The organism is Lactonifactor sp. BIOML-A5, from assembly GCF_009677585.1.
Classification (GTDB): Bacteria; Bacillota; Clostridia; order Lachnospirales; family Lachnospiraceae; genus Lactonifactor.
This window is the reverse complement of sequence record NZ_WKYV01000012.1, coordinates 55,651-70,235: the sequence shown is the minus strand read 5'-3', so window position 1 is coordinate 70,235 and position 14,585 is coordinate 55,651. Positions and strand designations below refer to the sequence as shown.

General features: G+C 48.5%; 15 protein-coding genes. 2 read left to right on the top strand and 13 right to left on the bottom strand.

Annotated elements, in window-relative coordinates; all coding sequences use genetic code 11:
• Nucleotides 1–37: 37 nt before the first annotated feature.
• Complete coding sequence (locus tag GKG41_RS11345) at nt 38–913, bottom strand: LysR family transcriptional regulator (RefSeq protein ID WP_154258693.1); 876 nt, start codon at nt 911–913, stop codon at nt 38–40.
• A 117-nt stretch (nt 914–1,030) separates the two neighbouring features.
• Between GKG41_RS11345 and GKG41_RS11340 the strand changes: the two genes are divergently transcribed.
• Together GKG41_RS11340 and GKG41_RS11335 are read left to right on the top strand one after the other, a co-directional pair.
• On the top strand, nt 1,031–1,747 hold the full coding sequence (locus GKG41_RS11340; RefSeq protein WP_154258691.1) for an AzlC family ABC transporter permease: 717 nt from the start codon (nt 1,031–1,033) through the stop codon (nt 1,745–1,747).
• A complete protein-coding gene (locus tag GKG41_RS11335) occupies nt 1,737–2,045 on the top strand; it encodes an AzlD domain-containing protein (RefSeq protein ID WP_154258689.1) in 309 nt (102 codons plus the stop codon). The genes GKG41_RS11340 and GKG41_RS11335 overlap by 11 nt, the downstream gene beginning before the upstream one ends.
• Nucleotides 2,046–2,121: 76 nt before the next feature.
• Here the strand turns inward: GKG41_RS11335 and GKG41_RS11330 are convergent, their stop codons facing one another.
• From GKG41_RS11330 to GKG41_RS11275, 12 genes are read right to left on the bottom strand one after another with little or no spacing between them, the layout of a single operon-like run.
• Nucleotides 2,122–4,224: an ADP-ribosylglycohydrolase family protein gene (locus GKG41_RS11330; RefSeq protein ID WP_154258687.1), complete on the bottom strand. Its 2,103-nt coding sequence runs from the start codon at nt 4,222–4,224 to the stop codon at nt 2,122–2,124.
• Between the two features lie 27 nt (nt 4,225–4,251).
• A complete protein-coding gene (locus GKG41_RS11325) occupies nt 4,252–5,169 on the bottom strand; it encodes a nucleoside hydrolase (protein WP_154258685.1) in 918 nt (305 codons plus the stop codon).
• Between the two features lie 4 nt (nt 5,170–5,173).
• Nucleotides 5,174–6,088 (bottom strand): nucleoside phosphorylase, encoded by a 915-nt coding sequence (locus tag GKG41_RS11320; protein WP_226902277.1) that lies wholly within the window; start codon nt 6,086–6,088, stop codon nt 5,174–5,176.
• Nucleotides 6,085–7,026, bottom strand: coding sequence for a carbohydrate kinase family protein (locus GKG41_RS11315; protein ID WP_154258684.1), 942 nt, complete (start codon nt 7,024–7,026; stop codon nt 6,085–6,087). Before GKG41_RS11315 ends, GKG41_RS11320 begins: the two co-directional genes overlap by 4 nt.
• A 22-nt stretch (nt 7,027–7,048) precedes the next feature.
• A complete protein-coding gene (locus tag GKG41_RS11310) occupies nt 7,049–8,053 on the bottom strand; it encodes a substrate-binding domain-containing protein (protein WP_154258682.1) in 1,005 nt (334 codons plus the stop codon).
• 22 nt (nt 8,054–8,075) lie between these two features.
• Nucleotides 8,076–8,807 carry a purine-nucleoside phosphorylase gene (gene deoD / locus GKG41_RS11305; protein WP_154258680.1) on the bottom strand — a complete coding sequence of 244 codons (732 nt, stop codon included), beginning with the start codon at nt 8,805–8,807 and terminating at the stop codon, nt 8,076–8,078.
• Nucleotides 8,794–9,780 carry a nucleoside hydrolase gene (locus GKG41_RS11300; RefSeq protein ID WP_154258678.1) on the bottom strand — a complete coding sequence of 329 codons (987 nt, stop codon included), beginning with the start codon at nt 9,778–9,780 and terminating at the stop codon, nt 8,794–8,796. Before GKG41_RS11300 ends, deoD begins: the two co-directional genes overlap by 14 nt.
• Nucleotides 9,781–9,822: 42 nt before the next feature.
• A complete protein-coding gene (locus GKG41_RS11295) occupies nt 9,823–10,227 on the bottom strand; it encodes a secondary thiamine-phosphate synthase enzyme YjbQ (protein WP_154258676.1) in 405 nt (134 codons plus the stop codon).
• A gap of 10 nt (nt 10,228–10,237) precedes the next feature.
• On the bottom strand, nt 10,238–11,380 hold the full coding sequence (locus GKG41_RS11290; RefSeq protein WP_154258674.1) for an SIS domain-containing protein: 1,143 nt from the start codon (nt 11,378–11,380) through the stop codon (nt 10,238–10,240).
• A 22-nt stretch (nt 11,381–11,402) separates the two neighbouring features.
• Nucleotides 11,403–12,233 (bottom strand): carbohydrate ABC transporter permease, encoded by an 831-nt coding sequence (locus tag GKG41_RS11285; RefSeq protein ID WP_154258672.1) that lies wholly within the window; start codon nt 12,231–12,233, stop codon nt 11,403–11,405.
• A gap of 2 nt (nt 12,234–12,235) precedes the next feature.
• On the bottom strand, nt 12,236–13,108 hold the full coding sequence (locus tag GKG41_RS11280) for a sugar ABC transporter permease (protein WP_154258670.1): 873 nt from the start codon (nt 13,106–13,108) through the stop codon (nt 12,236–12,238).
• Nucleotides 13,109–13,168: 60 nt separating this feature from the next.
• Nucleotides 13,169–14,563 carry an extracellular solute-binding protein gene (locus tag GKG41_RS11275; RefSeq protein WP_154258668.1) on the bottom strand — a complete coding sequence of 465 codons (1,395 nt, stop codon included), beginning with the start codon at nt 14,561–14,563 and terminating at the stop codon, nt 13,169–13,171.
• Between the last annotated feature and the right edge of the window lie 22 nt (nt 14,564–14,585).

Sequence of the window (14,585 nt, the reverse complement as noted above, 5' to 3'; positions counted from 1 at the left end):
CTTTCCTTTCCGATCAAATGAGTAATCTTGCCCTGTTCTATGCAGGTCCGGCAGCTTTTAGCTTACCGGATATAAACTCCAAGAAATGCCGGCTGGCTATAGGCAGAGTCTTCTTTTCCTTAAAAGCCAGGGCAATGGTTCTGGACAGGCACGGCTCTATCTCCTTTACTGCAATATTGTAATTCAGTCTGTTCAGTATCAGTTCCGGCAGAATGGCAACCCCCAGTTCCTTTTCCACCATTGACATAATGGTATAGTCGTCGTGCACCCTGTACTGTATATTAGGAATAATCCCATGCTTCTGAAAAAAGTCCAGAGGCTCGCTGACCCGCCCTTCCTCCAGAAGAATAAAGGGTTCTCTGGCCAGGGCCTTCAGGGAAACCTTATCTCTGGCTGCAAGGGGATGGGAAGGAGACAGAACTGCCAGCATGGGGTCTTCCCTGAGAGGTATGGTTTTCATATCTGGTACTGCCTCTGGGTTGATGAATCCAAAATCCACACTTCCTTCGCGGATCAGTTCTTCCACCGTGTTGTAGTCCCCCTGGTACAGCTCAAAATGTACCCCTGGATAACTCTCCCGGAACTCCTTCATCAGTCCGGGAAGCCAGTGACAGGATACGCTGGCAAAAGTGCCGATGCGGATAATACCGCTTTCCAGCCCTTCCATTTCTCTCTGCTTTTCCTTAAGCTCCCGGTACGCGTGATATATATTTTTAATGTAGGGAAGCAGTTCCTCCCCATCCGGGGTAAGCTCCGCTCCTTTTTTAGATCTGGTAAATAAGATGGTTCCCAGCTCATTTTCCAGGGACTGTACCATCTGGCTTACCGCCGACTGCGTGTAGCCCAGTGCCTCCGCCGCCTTGGTAAAGCCTCCTGTATCTACGATTTTGACCACAGCCTGATATCGGTTCATATGTATCCCTTCTTTTGTTTTTATATAAGTATATCTTATGTATTCATAATAAACATTTGTTTTACTGATGTAAAGATAAATGCTATAATTTGTGCAAAAAGCCAAGGAGTACCAACTATGAACAGTAACTATTTGCAGTGGAAATACGGCGTCAAGGATGGAATCCCCATCTGCCTGGGGTATTTTGCCGTATCTTTTACCTTCGGCATCATGGCCAGCGGATCCGGACTTACTCCGCTCCAGGCAGTTGTTATGTCTGCCGCTAATCTGACTTCTGCAGGTCAGTTTGCCGCACTGGGAATTATCAGTGCCTCTGCTTCCTATACAGAGATGGCCGTCACTCAGCTTATTATCAATCTCCGCTACTGTCTTATGTCCTGTTCCCTCTCCCAGAAGCTGGACAGCCGGCACAGCTTTCTCCACCGGTTTCCTGTGGCTTATGGGGTAACAGACGAAATCTTCGGAGTCTCCGTGTGCAAGCCTGGACGCTTAAGCCCCTTTTATAATTATGGGCTGATCACAGCAGCCGTGCCCGGATGGGCCGGAGGAACACTGTTCGGAGCTGTCTGCGGAGATATTCTGCCGGGCAGAGTGATCAGTGCGCTGAGCGTGGCTCTTTACGGCATGTTCCTGGCTGTTATTATCCCTCCTGCAAAAGGCAACCGGGTTTTAACAGGAGTCATCCTGGCTTCCATGGGGCTAAGCTTCCTGTTCACCAAGCTGCCCGTGGTCAGCTCCATCTCCTCTGGCTTCCGTATTATCCTGCTGACGGTGCTCATTGCGGGAGGGGCCGCTTTTCTGTTTCCAGTAAAGGAGGAATCCCATGAAAAGTAATATCTACATATATATCCTTGTAATGGCGGTGGTCACCTACCTGATCCGCGTGCTCCCCCTCACCCTGATCCGGAAAGAAATTACAAATGTATACATAAAATCCTTTCTGCACTATGTACCCTTTGTGACGCTCTCTGTGATGACCTTTCCGGCCATATTAACTGCTACGGCAAATGTTTGGTCCGCTCTGGCTGCGTTTGCCGCTGCCATACTCCTGGCTTACCGGGGACGAAGCCTGATTCAGGTATCACTGATTGCCTGTCTCTGTGTGTTTGTCATCGAACTGCTCTTGCTGTGATTTCCTATAAAAATCACTCACAAAAAGCAGCGCCTGCCTCCGTGTTCTGCGGATGCAGGCGCTGCTTACTTTTCACTCAGACTCTTTGTACTGTGAAACCATCTCCCAGGATGGCCCCCCGGTCTACGACATACCCGGCTCCGCCCCGGACATAGCTGGAATCCTCCGCCTCTGCCACAGTCTCTCCGTTAACCGCCATAGACAAATGTTCCCCCTTTACGGTAAATGAAACCTGATATTCTCCATCAATTTTATACTCATAGGGCACTGCAGCCAGTTCCGTAATCTCCCAGTCCTTCCTCCGGATAATCTTTGCCTTCCCGTCCTGGAACACAGCAGCATAATACCTTCGGTGCCCCTTCGCCCTGGCCACAAGGCCGGCACATTCCTGCTGGGAAAATGTAATAGCAGAGGTAACCGTATAATCCTTCCAGTCCGGACCTCCGGTAGTTACAATTCCATTCTTTCCGGGGTGAGATACGGAGAAGGTTCTGAGGTAGTCCGGATAAAAATTATCCGCCGAGCTGACAAAAGTCTTCAGCCAGATGGTTTCGTTGGTCCAGGTAACCAGAGAAGGGGTCATCTCGTAAGACTTGCCCATCTCATACCTTCTGGGAGCCCCGGCCCAGTCCATCCATTTCAGAATCACCTTTCCGTCCAGCCTCTTTTTGCTGGCAAGCTGTATTCCCAGCCTGTAAATAGCCTGTCCGCAGTGTTCCGGCACTTCCCAGGAAATCAGATTCTCTCCCGGCTTTAGCTGGAATTCCTCCCCTGTTAACTTCTGAAGCTGATCCTGGCCGTCATAATAATCAACGAAAAAGCGGAGGGACGGCGTCTCCTCATCCGGGCAGAAGAACAAAGCATTTACGGTCTGGGTAGGATACAAATTAGGGGATGCATATACTTCAAAATAGCTGGTTCCTCCCACTCCCTTAGGGCTCTTGTCCACATAAGTCTCCACGCAGGCAGCTGCGCTGCTTCCAGGTGCCAGATGCCGATACTCCAGTTCCAGTCCCTGCCCCAGAGGATTGGATATCCCGCACAGGGCCTGTTCCTCCGCGTAATCCGGATGAATCATAAATCCCTGCACACTGCCGGGATATTCAAAGGCGTATCTTTTATCCGGGAGCTCTATGTTTTCCTGATACAGTTCCGCAGCTGCTCTCAGAATTTTTCTGGTCTCCAGCACGGCATCAGATACACAGTCTCCCCCGTCTGCAGTAACTACATATAGCCGATCTGCAACAGGACCCCTAAGATCTGCTCCCCCGTTGATTCCCTCCAGGCCCAGACGGATCCCGTTCAGGCATCCCACATTGCCGGCATTGCAATCCGTATCCCATCCTGCCGAGGCTGCTATCATAATCGATTTATTAAAGTCATCCCCGCCCATTAGAAGAGCTGACAAAACTACCAGATGATTGGTTATCATAGGGCAGTTGCCTGGATATTTTTCATATCCGTGGTTAGCCGCTATCCACTCCCTTACCTCGTGCCAGTCCGATGCCTTTCTGCACTGTGCTCTGACATCCGCAACCAGACGATGCAGAAGATCGTCATCCACATAGGATAACCCCCGATCTATGAGAGTATCTATATTGGTCTCCTCAAAGGCCATGGATTCCATAGCCGCCAGGAAACACGCGGCCGACACCGCAATCCCGTCATGACTCACACTTGCTGCTTCTTTCGCCATACGGACTGCCAGTTCCGGTTGATTAGGATTTACCAGTGCCCAGGTATCGATAAAGATTTCGGCGCCGATGGCCTCCGCCATGCTCTGTCCATTCTGGGCGATGCTTCCGCTCTGGGGCGCCGGAATTCCTTCCTTAAGTCTTATATATGCAGAGTGCTCCGTGGAACGGGACAGACCGCCCCACCAGAGAATTGTTTTATTCTCCACCAGATAGTTCAGCCAGGTATCCCCGATCTGTTTAGCCGTAAGATCTTTCGGATAGCCGTTATCCTCCAGCGCCCGGAAAAAAGCAAAGGTTCCTGAGATATCATCGTCAGGCACAATCAAAGGCGCCCCTGCAGCCTTATGCTTAAAGTTATAGACCTCCCCGAATGCCTGATTGATCCTATCATAAAACCACCCCTCTACCGGGCGCCCCATATAGACTCCCAGACATTTTCCAAGAACGCCTGCATATATCTTCTCTCTGTAAGTACTGATCATTGTTTTGCCCCCTTGTATCCATACATTTTATTTTATCAGCTTTTCTATTAAATCTTTCATCAGCGCATCCCGATGGATGCGGTATATATAGTTTATCAGGTGCCTGTCCCCGCAGCAGGTATAGGTATCATTGTATTCAGGAATCGGGCTGGATACCAGCCTCTCTTCCATAAACTTCCCCCGGTCGTTTAGAAGCCAGGCCACTGCCGTCACATCCCATATGGTCTTAGACCAGGGCATTCCCTCTGCCCATGTCTCCATCTCTCCTATGGCAATCCCCGTGAGATAATCACACAGGGGATTCTTCCCCTGCAGCCAGTACTCCAGCTCAGGTCGGGTTATGGTAAAATGCTCTGCCACATCCATACACGGCACCTGAATCAGCGGCACTTTGCTGTTAAATACCACCCTTGCAGCCGCCAAATCCTGCATCATATTAAATTCCCGGTTATGGGCATAATGGCGTGCATTCCCTCCCAGCCACACCACTGCGATACGTTCCTTCAGCGCAGGCTCTGTCAAAAGAGCAGAGGCAATATTGGTGAGCGCTGCTATCCCCACTACATACAGGGGATTTTCAGGGGTATACGCCCTTGCCCTGCGCACCAGATCCCGCACTGCAGGGGAATCCACAGGTTCGGTCTCATTTTTAAGGAATCTGTCGGCCCCGTAAAATACCTGTTCCTTTTTCTCACCGTGTCCCCCCAGATCCAGAATTCTTTTGATCTCCTCATAGCTCTTATTCATCCCATCCCGGGGGGAAGAGGATTTATGATTATGGAAGGGTGCCGCATAAATTGCAGCGGGATTCAGCTTTTCCCCGGAATTCATCAGATAGGCAATGGCAAACTGGTCGTCAATCTCATTGAAAGCGTCCGTATCTAAAACCACGTCCACCCGATGCAGAGGTACCTTCAGATTTTTTCTGTATTGGCTCTCATCCATAGCTTTATTCTATTTCCTCCGGCACCCAGCAGGGAAGATTTTTTTTCTCCTTCTGTACATCCATGTTATGTAAATTGGCAAGCCCCTCAAGGACTACCTGGATGGAATCATCATGTCCCTGTCCCGGTATAAACCGTTCTCCGGTTACAATATTATTGTCTATGGAGAATACCGCACCCCCGCGCTTTTGGAACAGTGTACATAGTGTGGCAATAACACTGGACTCCCGATCCAGGTTCAGAACATTTGCCCTGTTATAATACTCTATAATCTCCGTGTGCCAGGGCTGTATATACCCATCCACAGCCGGACGTCCGCCGCCCACGTGCTCACAGTCAGAGCATCTGGTAACCCCCACATGCCATCTGCAGCCCAGATCAGAAGCGCTTTTGCTCATAGCCAGTACCACTTCGTGGCTGCACAGGGCAGGAAATTCAGGCTCTATATAAACTTTGGAGACTCCGTCCCCTCTTACGATTCCGCTGCTTATTACCACATCCCCGCTATGCACCTCTTCGCTGATGGCCGCAGAGCCTGCGAGCCTTATAAAGGTATCTGCTTTTGTGTAATGCATCAGCTCCACAAGGGGCAGCTCCGCCTCCGGCGCACCGCTGCCTCCGCTGACGAAGGTTATATGGGCTCCCTTATACCAACCGCTCCAGGTGGTAAAAAGACCTGTTTTACCCGCCAATACCGGATTTTCCAGTCTTTTTGCAAGAATCTCAGCGGGATCCCCGCCATACACAAGCAGAGGATCCCGTACCAGCATAACTACATATCTTCCCACCTTGTCAGGATCAATCCCTGTCATAGCAGGTTTTCCTTCAATTGCCAGACCTCCCGGGGCCATGATTCCTCCCGGCTCCATACGGTCTTTGTACACATAACTATCAAGTAACCGTTTTACGGATTCTTTCATACAATTCCTGCCTCCATACTGCCTTTTCTGTATCGGTTTTCCAGCTCTTTCTTTTCCTCCCGGGCGATTCTCTTATTCTCCGGAGTCAGTTCCATAGCCCCCTGGTATCTCAGGTTCATTCCTGCGGTAATATTAGCCGCGGCAGCAATACCGCAGACATCCATATTCTCGCACCAGGCGTAAAAGGCGGCAGCAGTAGAGCTGTTTCCGCATCCGGTCACATCCACCACAGAATATTTCTGAAAGCTGGGGGCAAAAAATACCTCTTCCCCCTTGATAATGTAAAGTCCCCTTGAGCCAATCCGGTATACCACCATAGGCACATCAAGTCCCTGCAGCGCCCGTATGGCTTCGCTGTCTTCCTCCACTTCGAATAACCGATACGCCTCTCTGCGGTTAATAGAAAATGCGTCTGTATTCTTCAGTATCCTTCGGATCACCGGAAGCTTTTCCGGAACGGTAATGGTAGCCTTGATTTCCCACATAAACCGAAAGCCGAATTCCTTTCTCAGCTGTGCCATCTGTCCGAAAAAGTCCAAATCATCCGCCCGGAAGCAATAGACCCCCTTTGTCCCTTTCAAAAATTCCCGCAGATGGTCCTTTTGGGGATCACAATCCAGGCTTTCATAATGAGCGTTTCCATATTCTGTATAGGAATACCAGTCTCCGCTGTCCCTGTACACCAGATAATTTAAAGGATTTTTGGGATCTCTTACATGAAATCCTCTCCGGTCTATATGGTTGCGCTCCATCCAGTCTCCCATATGCTCCATATAATCCGCACCAAATCCCCCGCACATCAGCACGCTGTCTGTCCACAGCAGGATCCCTGTGAGGGCAAATAAAGTAGCTCCTCCCGGCATGAAACCGGTGCTTGTTCCATCGGCAAACGTTATCTTGTCTACAGCAGCATTGCCGGCAATCACGTAATCTGCCATATCTCTTTCTCCTATTCTATATTCAGTTGATTTTTTTTACAGAATCTCTCTTTACAAGAGACGGAGCAATCCGGATAATCTTATCTGTTATAGGTTCATTATGGATCTGCTTCATCAAAAGATCCACGGCTGTCTGAATCATGTCATCCACGTGCTGGTCCACCGACGTCATGGCCGGCTGGGCACACTCCGACAGGATCGTATTGTTGTAACCTATAATTGATAAGTCCTCCGGGATTCCAAGCCCCATCTGTGCGCACACCTTATAGACCCCCATTGCCAGCACATCATTTTCACAGATAACCGCAGTAAACTTATTTTTACTCTCCATAAGCTCCCGAAAGCATTTTACTCCGTCCAGCATACCGAATCCCACAAATTTCACCAGATTGGGATTCACTGCAAGACCGGAATCCAACAGGGCATTCACATATCCCTGGTACCGGTAATGCTCAAACATGTGAAAACGCAGGCCTGAGATATACGCGATCTGTGTGTGGCCGTTTTCTATAAGATGTTTTGTTGCTTCATACATGCCCCATACGCCGTTGGAGAATACCAGAGCGGGCACGTTATACTCTGACAGGTAGCTGTCAAGCACCACGAAAGGCTTCCCTGCATCTTTGAGCATATCATAACAGTTTTTTTCCTCATTTACAGTGCTCATGTAGACGATTCCCTGCACATTCTGCTGAATCAGTTTTTTGATGTACTGCTTTTCTCTCTCAAAGGATTCCTGGCTCAGGCAAAGCTGCACATTATAATTATAAGTTTCGGAACACTTCTCCACAGCTTCCACGATTTGTGCAAAAAAGGGATCTGTAATATCAGGAATCACCACAGCGATATTGGCCGGGCTTTTCAGCTTTGCATTCACATATCCATTCTTTTCCGCTAACTCATCCAGCTTTTTGCGGGTACTCTCACTCATAGAAGCGTAATCCTGATTAATATAACGGGATACGGTGGCGATTGACACACCTGCATCTCTCGCCAGATCCCGTACGGTATACTTTGAACTTGCCATTTTCTTATTTCCTTTCCCCCGATTATGTAATTATAGATAAGGCCATCTTTATCATGTCATCAAAGCTGTTTTGCCTTTCTTCCACGCTGCATTTTTCGCCAGAGAATACCAAATCAGAAATCGTGCAAATTGCCAATGCTTTTTTATGAGTCTTTGCCGCATTCATGTACAGCGCAGCCGACTCCATCTCCACTGCCAGTGCCCCCATCTGTGCCCATTTTCTGAGAGTTTCCTCCTCATAGTAGAAGGCCTCTCCGGAAAAGAGCATACCCGCCCGGCATCCAAGCCCCTGTTTTTCGGCATAGTCAAAAGCTTTTCTTGCCAGCCCGAAGTCCCCGCATGGAGCCAGGGTTCCCGGCAGACCATACTGGAGGGCATATCCTGTATCCGTGCTGGATGCAGTGCCTATTACAATATCTCTGAGAGCCAGATAAGGCGATAGTCCCCCTGCGGATCCCACTCTTATAATCTTTTCCACACCGTAAAACTGAAAGAGCTCATAAGAGTATATTCCCATAGATCCTGCCCCCATACCGCTGGCCATGACGGACACTTTCCTGCCCCGGCAGCTGCCTGTGTAGGCATAAATGCCTCTGACCTCACTGACCAGTCTGGCACCCGCAAGATAGCTCTCTGCGATAAAACGTGCCCGCAGCGGATCCCCGGGCATCAGTACGCAGTCCGCAATCTGCCCCTTCTCTGCCTGATTATGCAGGGTTGGTGTCTCCCTCTTTGCGCTGTCAGATTTCGTCATAGGGTTTCCCCCCTACAGCTTCCACAAAGGTTCTCTGATAGCGCTCACTGTCAATGGCACAGGCTGTCCATATTCTGGGAATATGTGTCCATTTGAAATGGTTTCTTCTGTCCCACAGGGTCATTCCTCTGGTAAGCTGATTGTCACTGGTATCCACCTCCACATGGATCTCCCTGGTTTCTATTATGTCAGGCTGAATCACCGCACACATAGCTACCGTGTCAATAGGACCATTATTAAACAGGTCCGGCAGCGAATTGTTCTTATCCACATAATCAATAATCTCAAGCACATATCTGGACGCTTTGGTATTCAATTTTTCCAGCTTTTTAAGCGCCTCTTCCCGGATGTTTACCCATTCCGGATTGAACGCTACATCCAAGCCTATGGTTGTCAGCTTTACCCCAGACTCATATACTGCCTTTGCAGCCTCAGGATCCACATAAACGTTCCATTCGCTCATAGGATTGTCCCCTGTTGCGTTGAGAAATGCATAATCCGTGACCCCATATGCACCGCCCAGGTGATATACCTCTTTTACCATAGGAATAATGTCTGGTTTTAGCATAAATGCCAGTGCAATATTTGTCAATGGAGCAGTGGACAGGATAGTCACCTCCCCGGGAAACTGCTCTACCAGGTCTATGATCATCTGTGCCGCATATCTGGAATCCGGCTTTAACTCAGGTTCCGGAAAAAAATGATTTCCCAGCCCGTCTTTTCCGTGGGAATAGGGATCTTTTGGATACTCTCTTACCAGAGGGTGCTCCATTCCTTTGGCTACAGGGATATCCGGGCGTTCCATAAGTTCCAGAATCCTAAGGGCATTGGCACAGCTTTTACTTGCAGGCAGATTCCCGCTTTCTGCCGTAATCCCCAGCAGATCAATTCCCGGATGAGTAAGTCCCATAATAATGCATACCGAATCATCCGTCCCCGGATCACAGTTCAGTATTAACTTTTTTCTTTCCATAGACTACTATAACCTCATTTCTTTACTTTTTGAATATTTCCTCTAACAGACAAATGCCTTTACATAGCACATGCGGTTTCTGGGTCCGTCAAATTCCAGAAAATAAATCCCCTGGGAGCTTCCCAGAAGGGCTTTTCCGTCTTTGATCAGAATCGGCAGTGTACAGCCGGTAAGAACCGATTTGATATGTCCTGCCGCGTCTTCGGGAGTATCAAACTGATGGCAGAAGTCCACTCTGGTGGGCACAATCCGCCGCAGCTCTCCTTTGATATCCGCAAAATCTGTCTCATCCCATTTTGAGGTAAGACAGAGTCCTGCGGTTGTATGAGGAATATGCACCATGCACATCCCCTCCTGAATCTGACTCTCCTCTATTGCCTCCTCCACATACCCGGTGAGGCAGAATACGTCGTCCTTCTTTGTAGAAAATCTAAACTCCTTAATCATAACTTTTCTCCTATAGAATCTCTATTCTGCTTTCCGTGAGAAGCTTTGTTGTTCCGCACACCTTCCAGCTGTCCCGGCATCCTCTTCCATAGGCCTCCCCCTTCAGTTCACAGAGGTAACCCGCCAAAAGCGATACCGGAAGGTAATTCAGCAGAGGCCACATCCAATCTTTCTGGCAGCCGGGTATCCATATCCGCTCTGCGCCTTCTGGCAGCACCAGGTCACTGCTGTCTGTTATCACACAAAAATCCATTTTCATTTCTGTGATCGCCCACATAAGTTCCATTGACCGGCTAAGTTCCGGTCCTTTTGCCGAGGCGTACTGAACGGTAAGTTTTCTGGAGAGATGTTTGAAAAAGCAGTTCAGATGCATCCACCCTTCTGTGTCACTGTATGCCGCCCACTCCCCAGTGGCCTCAATGATTTTAGCCTGGGAAAACCAGGCAGTGCCTGTGTTTCCCCCGGAGCCAATAAAGTCAAACAGCTCCTTGGACGCATATTTCTCTGCAGTCCTGAACATCTGCTCATCCAGATCAGGCAGCATTTTCTGAAATTCCTCCGCATAGAAACAGATTTCATCTCTTATGCTCTGGGAGTCATCCATGGTATACCTGCCTTTTACCTCCCCTATGCGGATTGCTATAATCAGCAGGGCAAGCATAGATACCAAATAACTTCTCACCCCGTTTCCGGATACAAACTCCGGAATAGATAACTCCACTGCCTTTTTGGATACACGGGCCAGTCTGGATTCCTTACTGCCGGTAACGGCAACAGTCAGACATCCGTAGTTTCCGGCTCTCTCTATGGCCTCCCCCAGCCGTGCAACCCTTCCGGAATTGCTCACAGCCAGCACCAGAGGGGTTCCTTTTTGTCTTGTCAGCAGTTCCGAGGGGGTATACCGGGCCAGATCCACTGCGGGTATCACTTCCACAGGCAATCCGGTCAGCTCCTCTATCGCCGGCTTCATGGCCAGGCCGGCAGCATAAGAGTCTCCGCAGCCTGTAACAATGATTCTGCTCAGGTCCCAGATCTCCCGGGCAGATAGTGTAAGACGTGAAGCCTTCTCTAATAATATGCACTGGCTGATGCAGAGACCTGGGACATCCCGCACATTTTGAGCCATAGGATTATCGTATTCTTCTCGTACCATTCGTTTCTTTCTCCTCCTTTTCCTATTCTTTTACCGATCCCGCGGTGAGTCCATCCACCACATACTTCTGCAGAGACAGAAAGAAGATAAGGATTGGTATTACAATAATCAGGGAACCTGCCATCTTCATCCCCTGGTCAAAGGTAACAGATCCTCCGTTCAGGGACAGGTATCCCAGTGTTGCTGTAAAGTTCCTTTCCCCCTGCAGGAATGTAGAAGAAATCAGATATTCATTCCATGCATTTAATATGACAATCACCGCTACGGTAATGAATCCTGGCTTGACACAGGGAAAAATAATCTGAAACAGAATCTGCCGGGTATTGGCCCCATCCAGCATGGCCGACTCTTCCAGCTGCATAGGCACCCCCACGAAGAAGGTACGCATAAGCATTACTGCCAGAGGCATATTGATGGCGGCAATCACAAAGGAAACCGCATAGATATTTCCGATCAGATCCAATTTTGCAAATACACCATAGAGGGGGAACAGAAATAACTGCACCGGTATGGTCATAGCCAGAAGAAAGTATGAAAGCAAGAGACCTTTCCCTGTAAACCTTTTTGTACCCAGGGCATATCCTGCAAAGGCAGAGGCTGCCAGTACAATCAGGGCGGTTGTGACCACCAGACGGATACTGTTAAAAAAACCCCTTGAAAAATTAGCAGTCCTCCAGGCCTTGGAAAAGTTGTCCAGAAAAGCTGACTTTGGAAAACTAATGGGATTAGTGACAATATCAGCATGAGGCTTGAATGCGTTAATCACTACCAGGTACAGTGGAAACAGAACAATAAATATCAATAGGGCAATGATGATCCACTGAAAAATTGCCGTACATTTTTTTCTCTTCATAACTAATCCCTTTCCTCCCCTCTGCTTAACTTCATATATATCACGGAAGCAATCAGGCCGAAGAAGCTCATGACAATGGAAATGGAAGAAGCCATGCCTATCTTCCGCTCACTAAAGGCCGCGGAATAGGCAAGAGTACTCAGCACTTCCGTATAATGGGCCGGCCCTCCCTGGGTCATCAGCTGAACATAATCAAAAGCCAGGAAGGAGAAGATCACAATCATAATCTGCATCAGCCGTACCGTAGGCCTGATATTAGGATAATATACATACCGAAACCTCTGAAAGGCATTGGCTCCGTCCAATTTAGCCGCTTCTACCTGATCCTCAGAAACCTGCCGCAGAGATGCCAGATAGATAATCATCAGATAACTCCAGAAGTGCCAGATATCTACGGCTGCCACAGCAATAAGTCCAAAGTTCTTGCTGGTCAGAGGCGTTTTCAGCACAAATCCCAGGTCCATCTGATTGATAAACTGCAGGAGGCCAGAGGTAGGACTGTATATAATATTTTTCCAAATCATAGCAGTCACCACAGGCGCCAGAACATATGGAATCAGCATAACCATCTGCAGCATATTCCGCCCCTTTTTTCTATTTAAAAGAAGAAGGGCAACTCCCATTCCTATCACCACCGGCACGGTTAAAAACAGAGCCATCCAGATCAGGTTATTTTTCAGGGCGATCCAGAAATATTTGTCCTGGAACAGGCTGATATAGTTTGCCAGTCCGATAAAATTCTTTTTGGCTGCAAATCCATTCCAGTCTGTAAAAGAGGAATATATGGTATTTATTCCCGGTAAAACCACAACGCTGGCGCTGATAAGGATAGCGGGCATCATAAAAAGAATATATTTTGAATCTTTTTTCTTCATAAGCTTCTCCGTCTCACTGGGAGGGCAGGTCCCTGCCCCTCCGCAGTTATGCTAAGTAAATTAAAATGCAGGTTTAGGAATGGTGGCAACAGATTTCTTCTCTACATCCTCTGCAAAGGCCTTATCCATATTATCCAGGTATTCCTCCACCGTAGCCTCTCCAAACCATACCGTATCAATATCAATGCAGGCCTCATAAGTGGACGCCGGGAAACAGGTAGCCGCGCCATAGGCAAAATCACCCTCATCCAGAGATTTCACAATATCCGTACAGGTTTTCATATATTCTTTGTAAATTCCCTGATACTGTTCCAAATCAATCTGCGTAAGATCCTTCAGAGGCATTCCCCAATATCCGGGCCACTGGGAGGACATTCCCGCTGAAAAATCAGAGGTAAGCATATAATCCAGAACCATAGCCGCCCCATCCGGGTTTTTGCACTGGGAATTAATAGAGAAAGAGCAGATGGAACCCAGGGATGCTCTGTGATCCGTACTGCCGTCATAATTGGGCAATGGGAAGAATCCAATGTTATCGCACTGTTCCTCGGTAGCTATGTTTTTTATAAACTGAAATACATTAAGAGCGCCGTAGAAGAAAGGAGACTGCTCATTGGCCAGCATCATAGCAGCCTCATTAAAGTCAAAATTCCAGTAATCTTCCCCGGCAAGGTAACCATTCTTATACCAGTCCACCAACACATTCATGGCTTCAGCAACCTCAGGGGAATTCCACTTCTGCTCACCGGTAAGAACCTTATACATGACTTCAGGACCTGCCACATGGGTCAGCATCATCCCCACATACATCTCATTGGTATACCGCCAGTCCTTGGCTCCGGTAAGACCTGCATAAAGCCCCTTCTCCTTTGCCTGTTCCATAATGTCTACCAGCTGTTCATAAGTTGTCGGCACTTCCCAGCCGTTATCTTCGAGAACCTTCTTGTTATAGAATACCCCGGTGGAGGTAAGCGCGCCCGGTATACTGTAAAGACTTCCGTCAATCGTACAGATCTCATAACAGGGATCCAGTACACGATCCTTCCAGCCATACTGTTCTGAATACTTGTCCAGATTCAAAAACAGGCCTTCCGCCGCATATCCTGCTACAAAGGCCGGCCCTGAACCATATACAATATCCGGCCCCTCCCCTCCTGACAGAGCAACTGCAATATCATTGTCCACAGATGCCCGGTACTCTACGGTCAGCTCATACTCATTCTGGGATTCATTAAACGCCTGAATGAGATACTTGTCCATGGCTTCCCTCTGATAATCAGATGCGCCCCAGAACCACATGGACAATTCCTTTTTCCCCGAAGAATCCCCCTCTTCTTTGGACGAGGCAGATTCCTGTGAGCCTTTTTGCTCTTCTTCCTTTCCGCACCCAGTGAACACTGTTGCTGCCATAGCAGCGGCCATGAGCATGGCGAGAGCCTTTTTCGTTTTCTTCATTTCATTTCCTCCTTCTTATCCT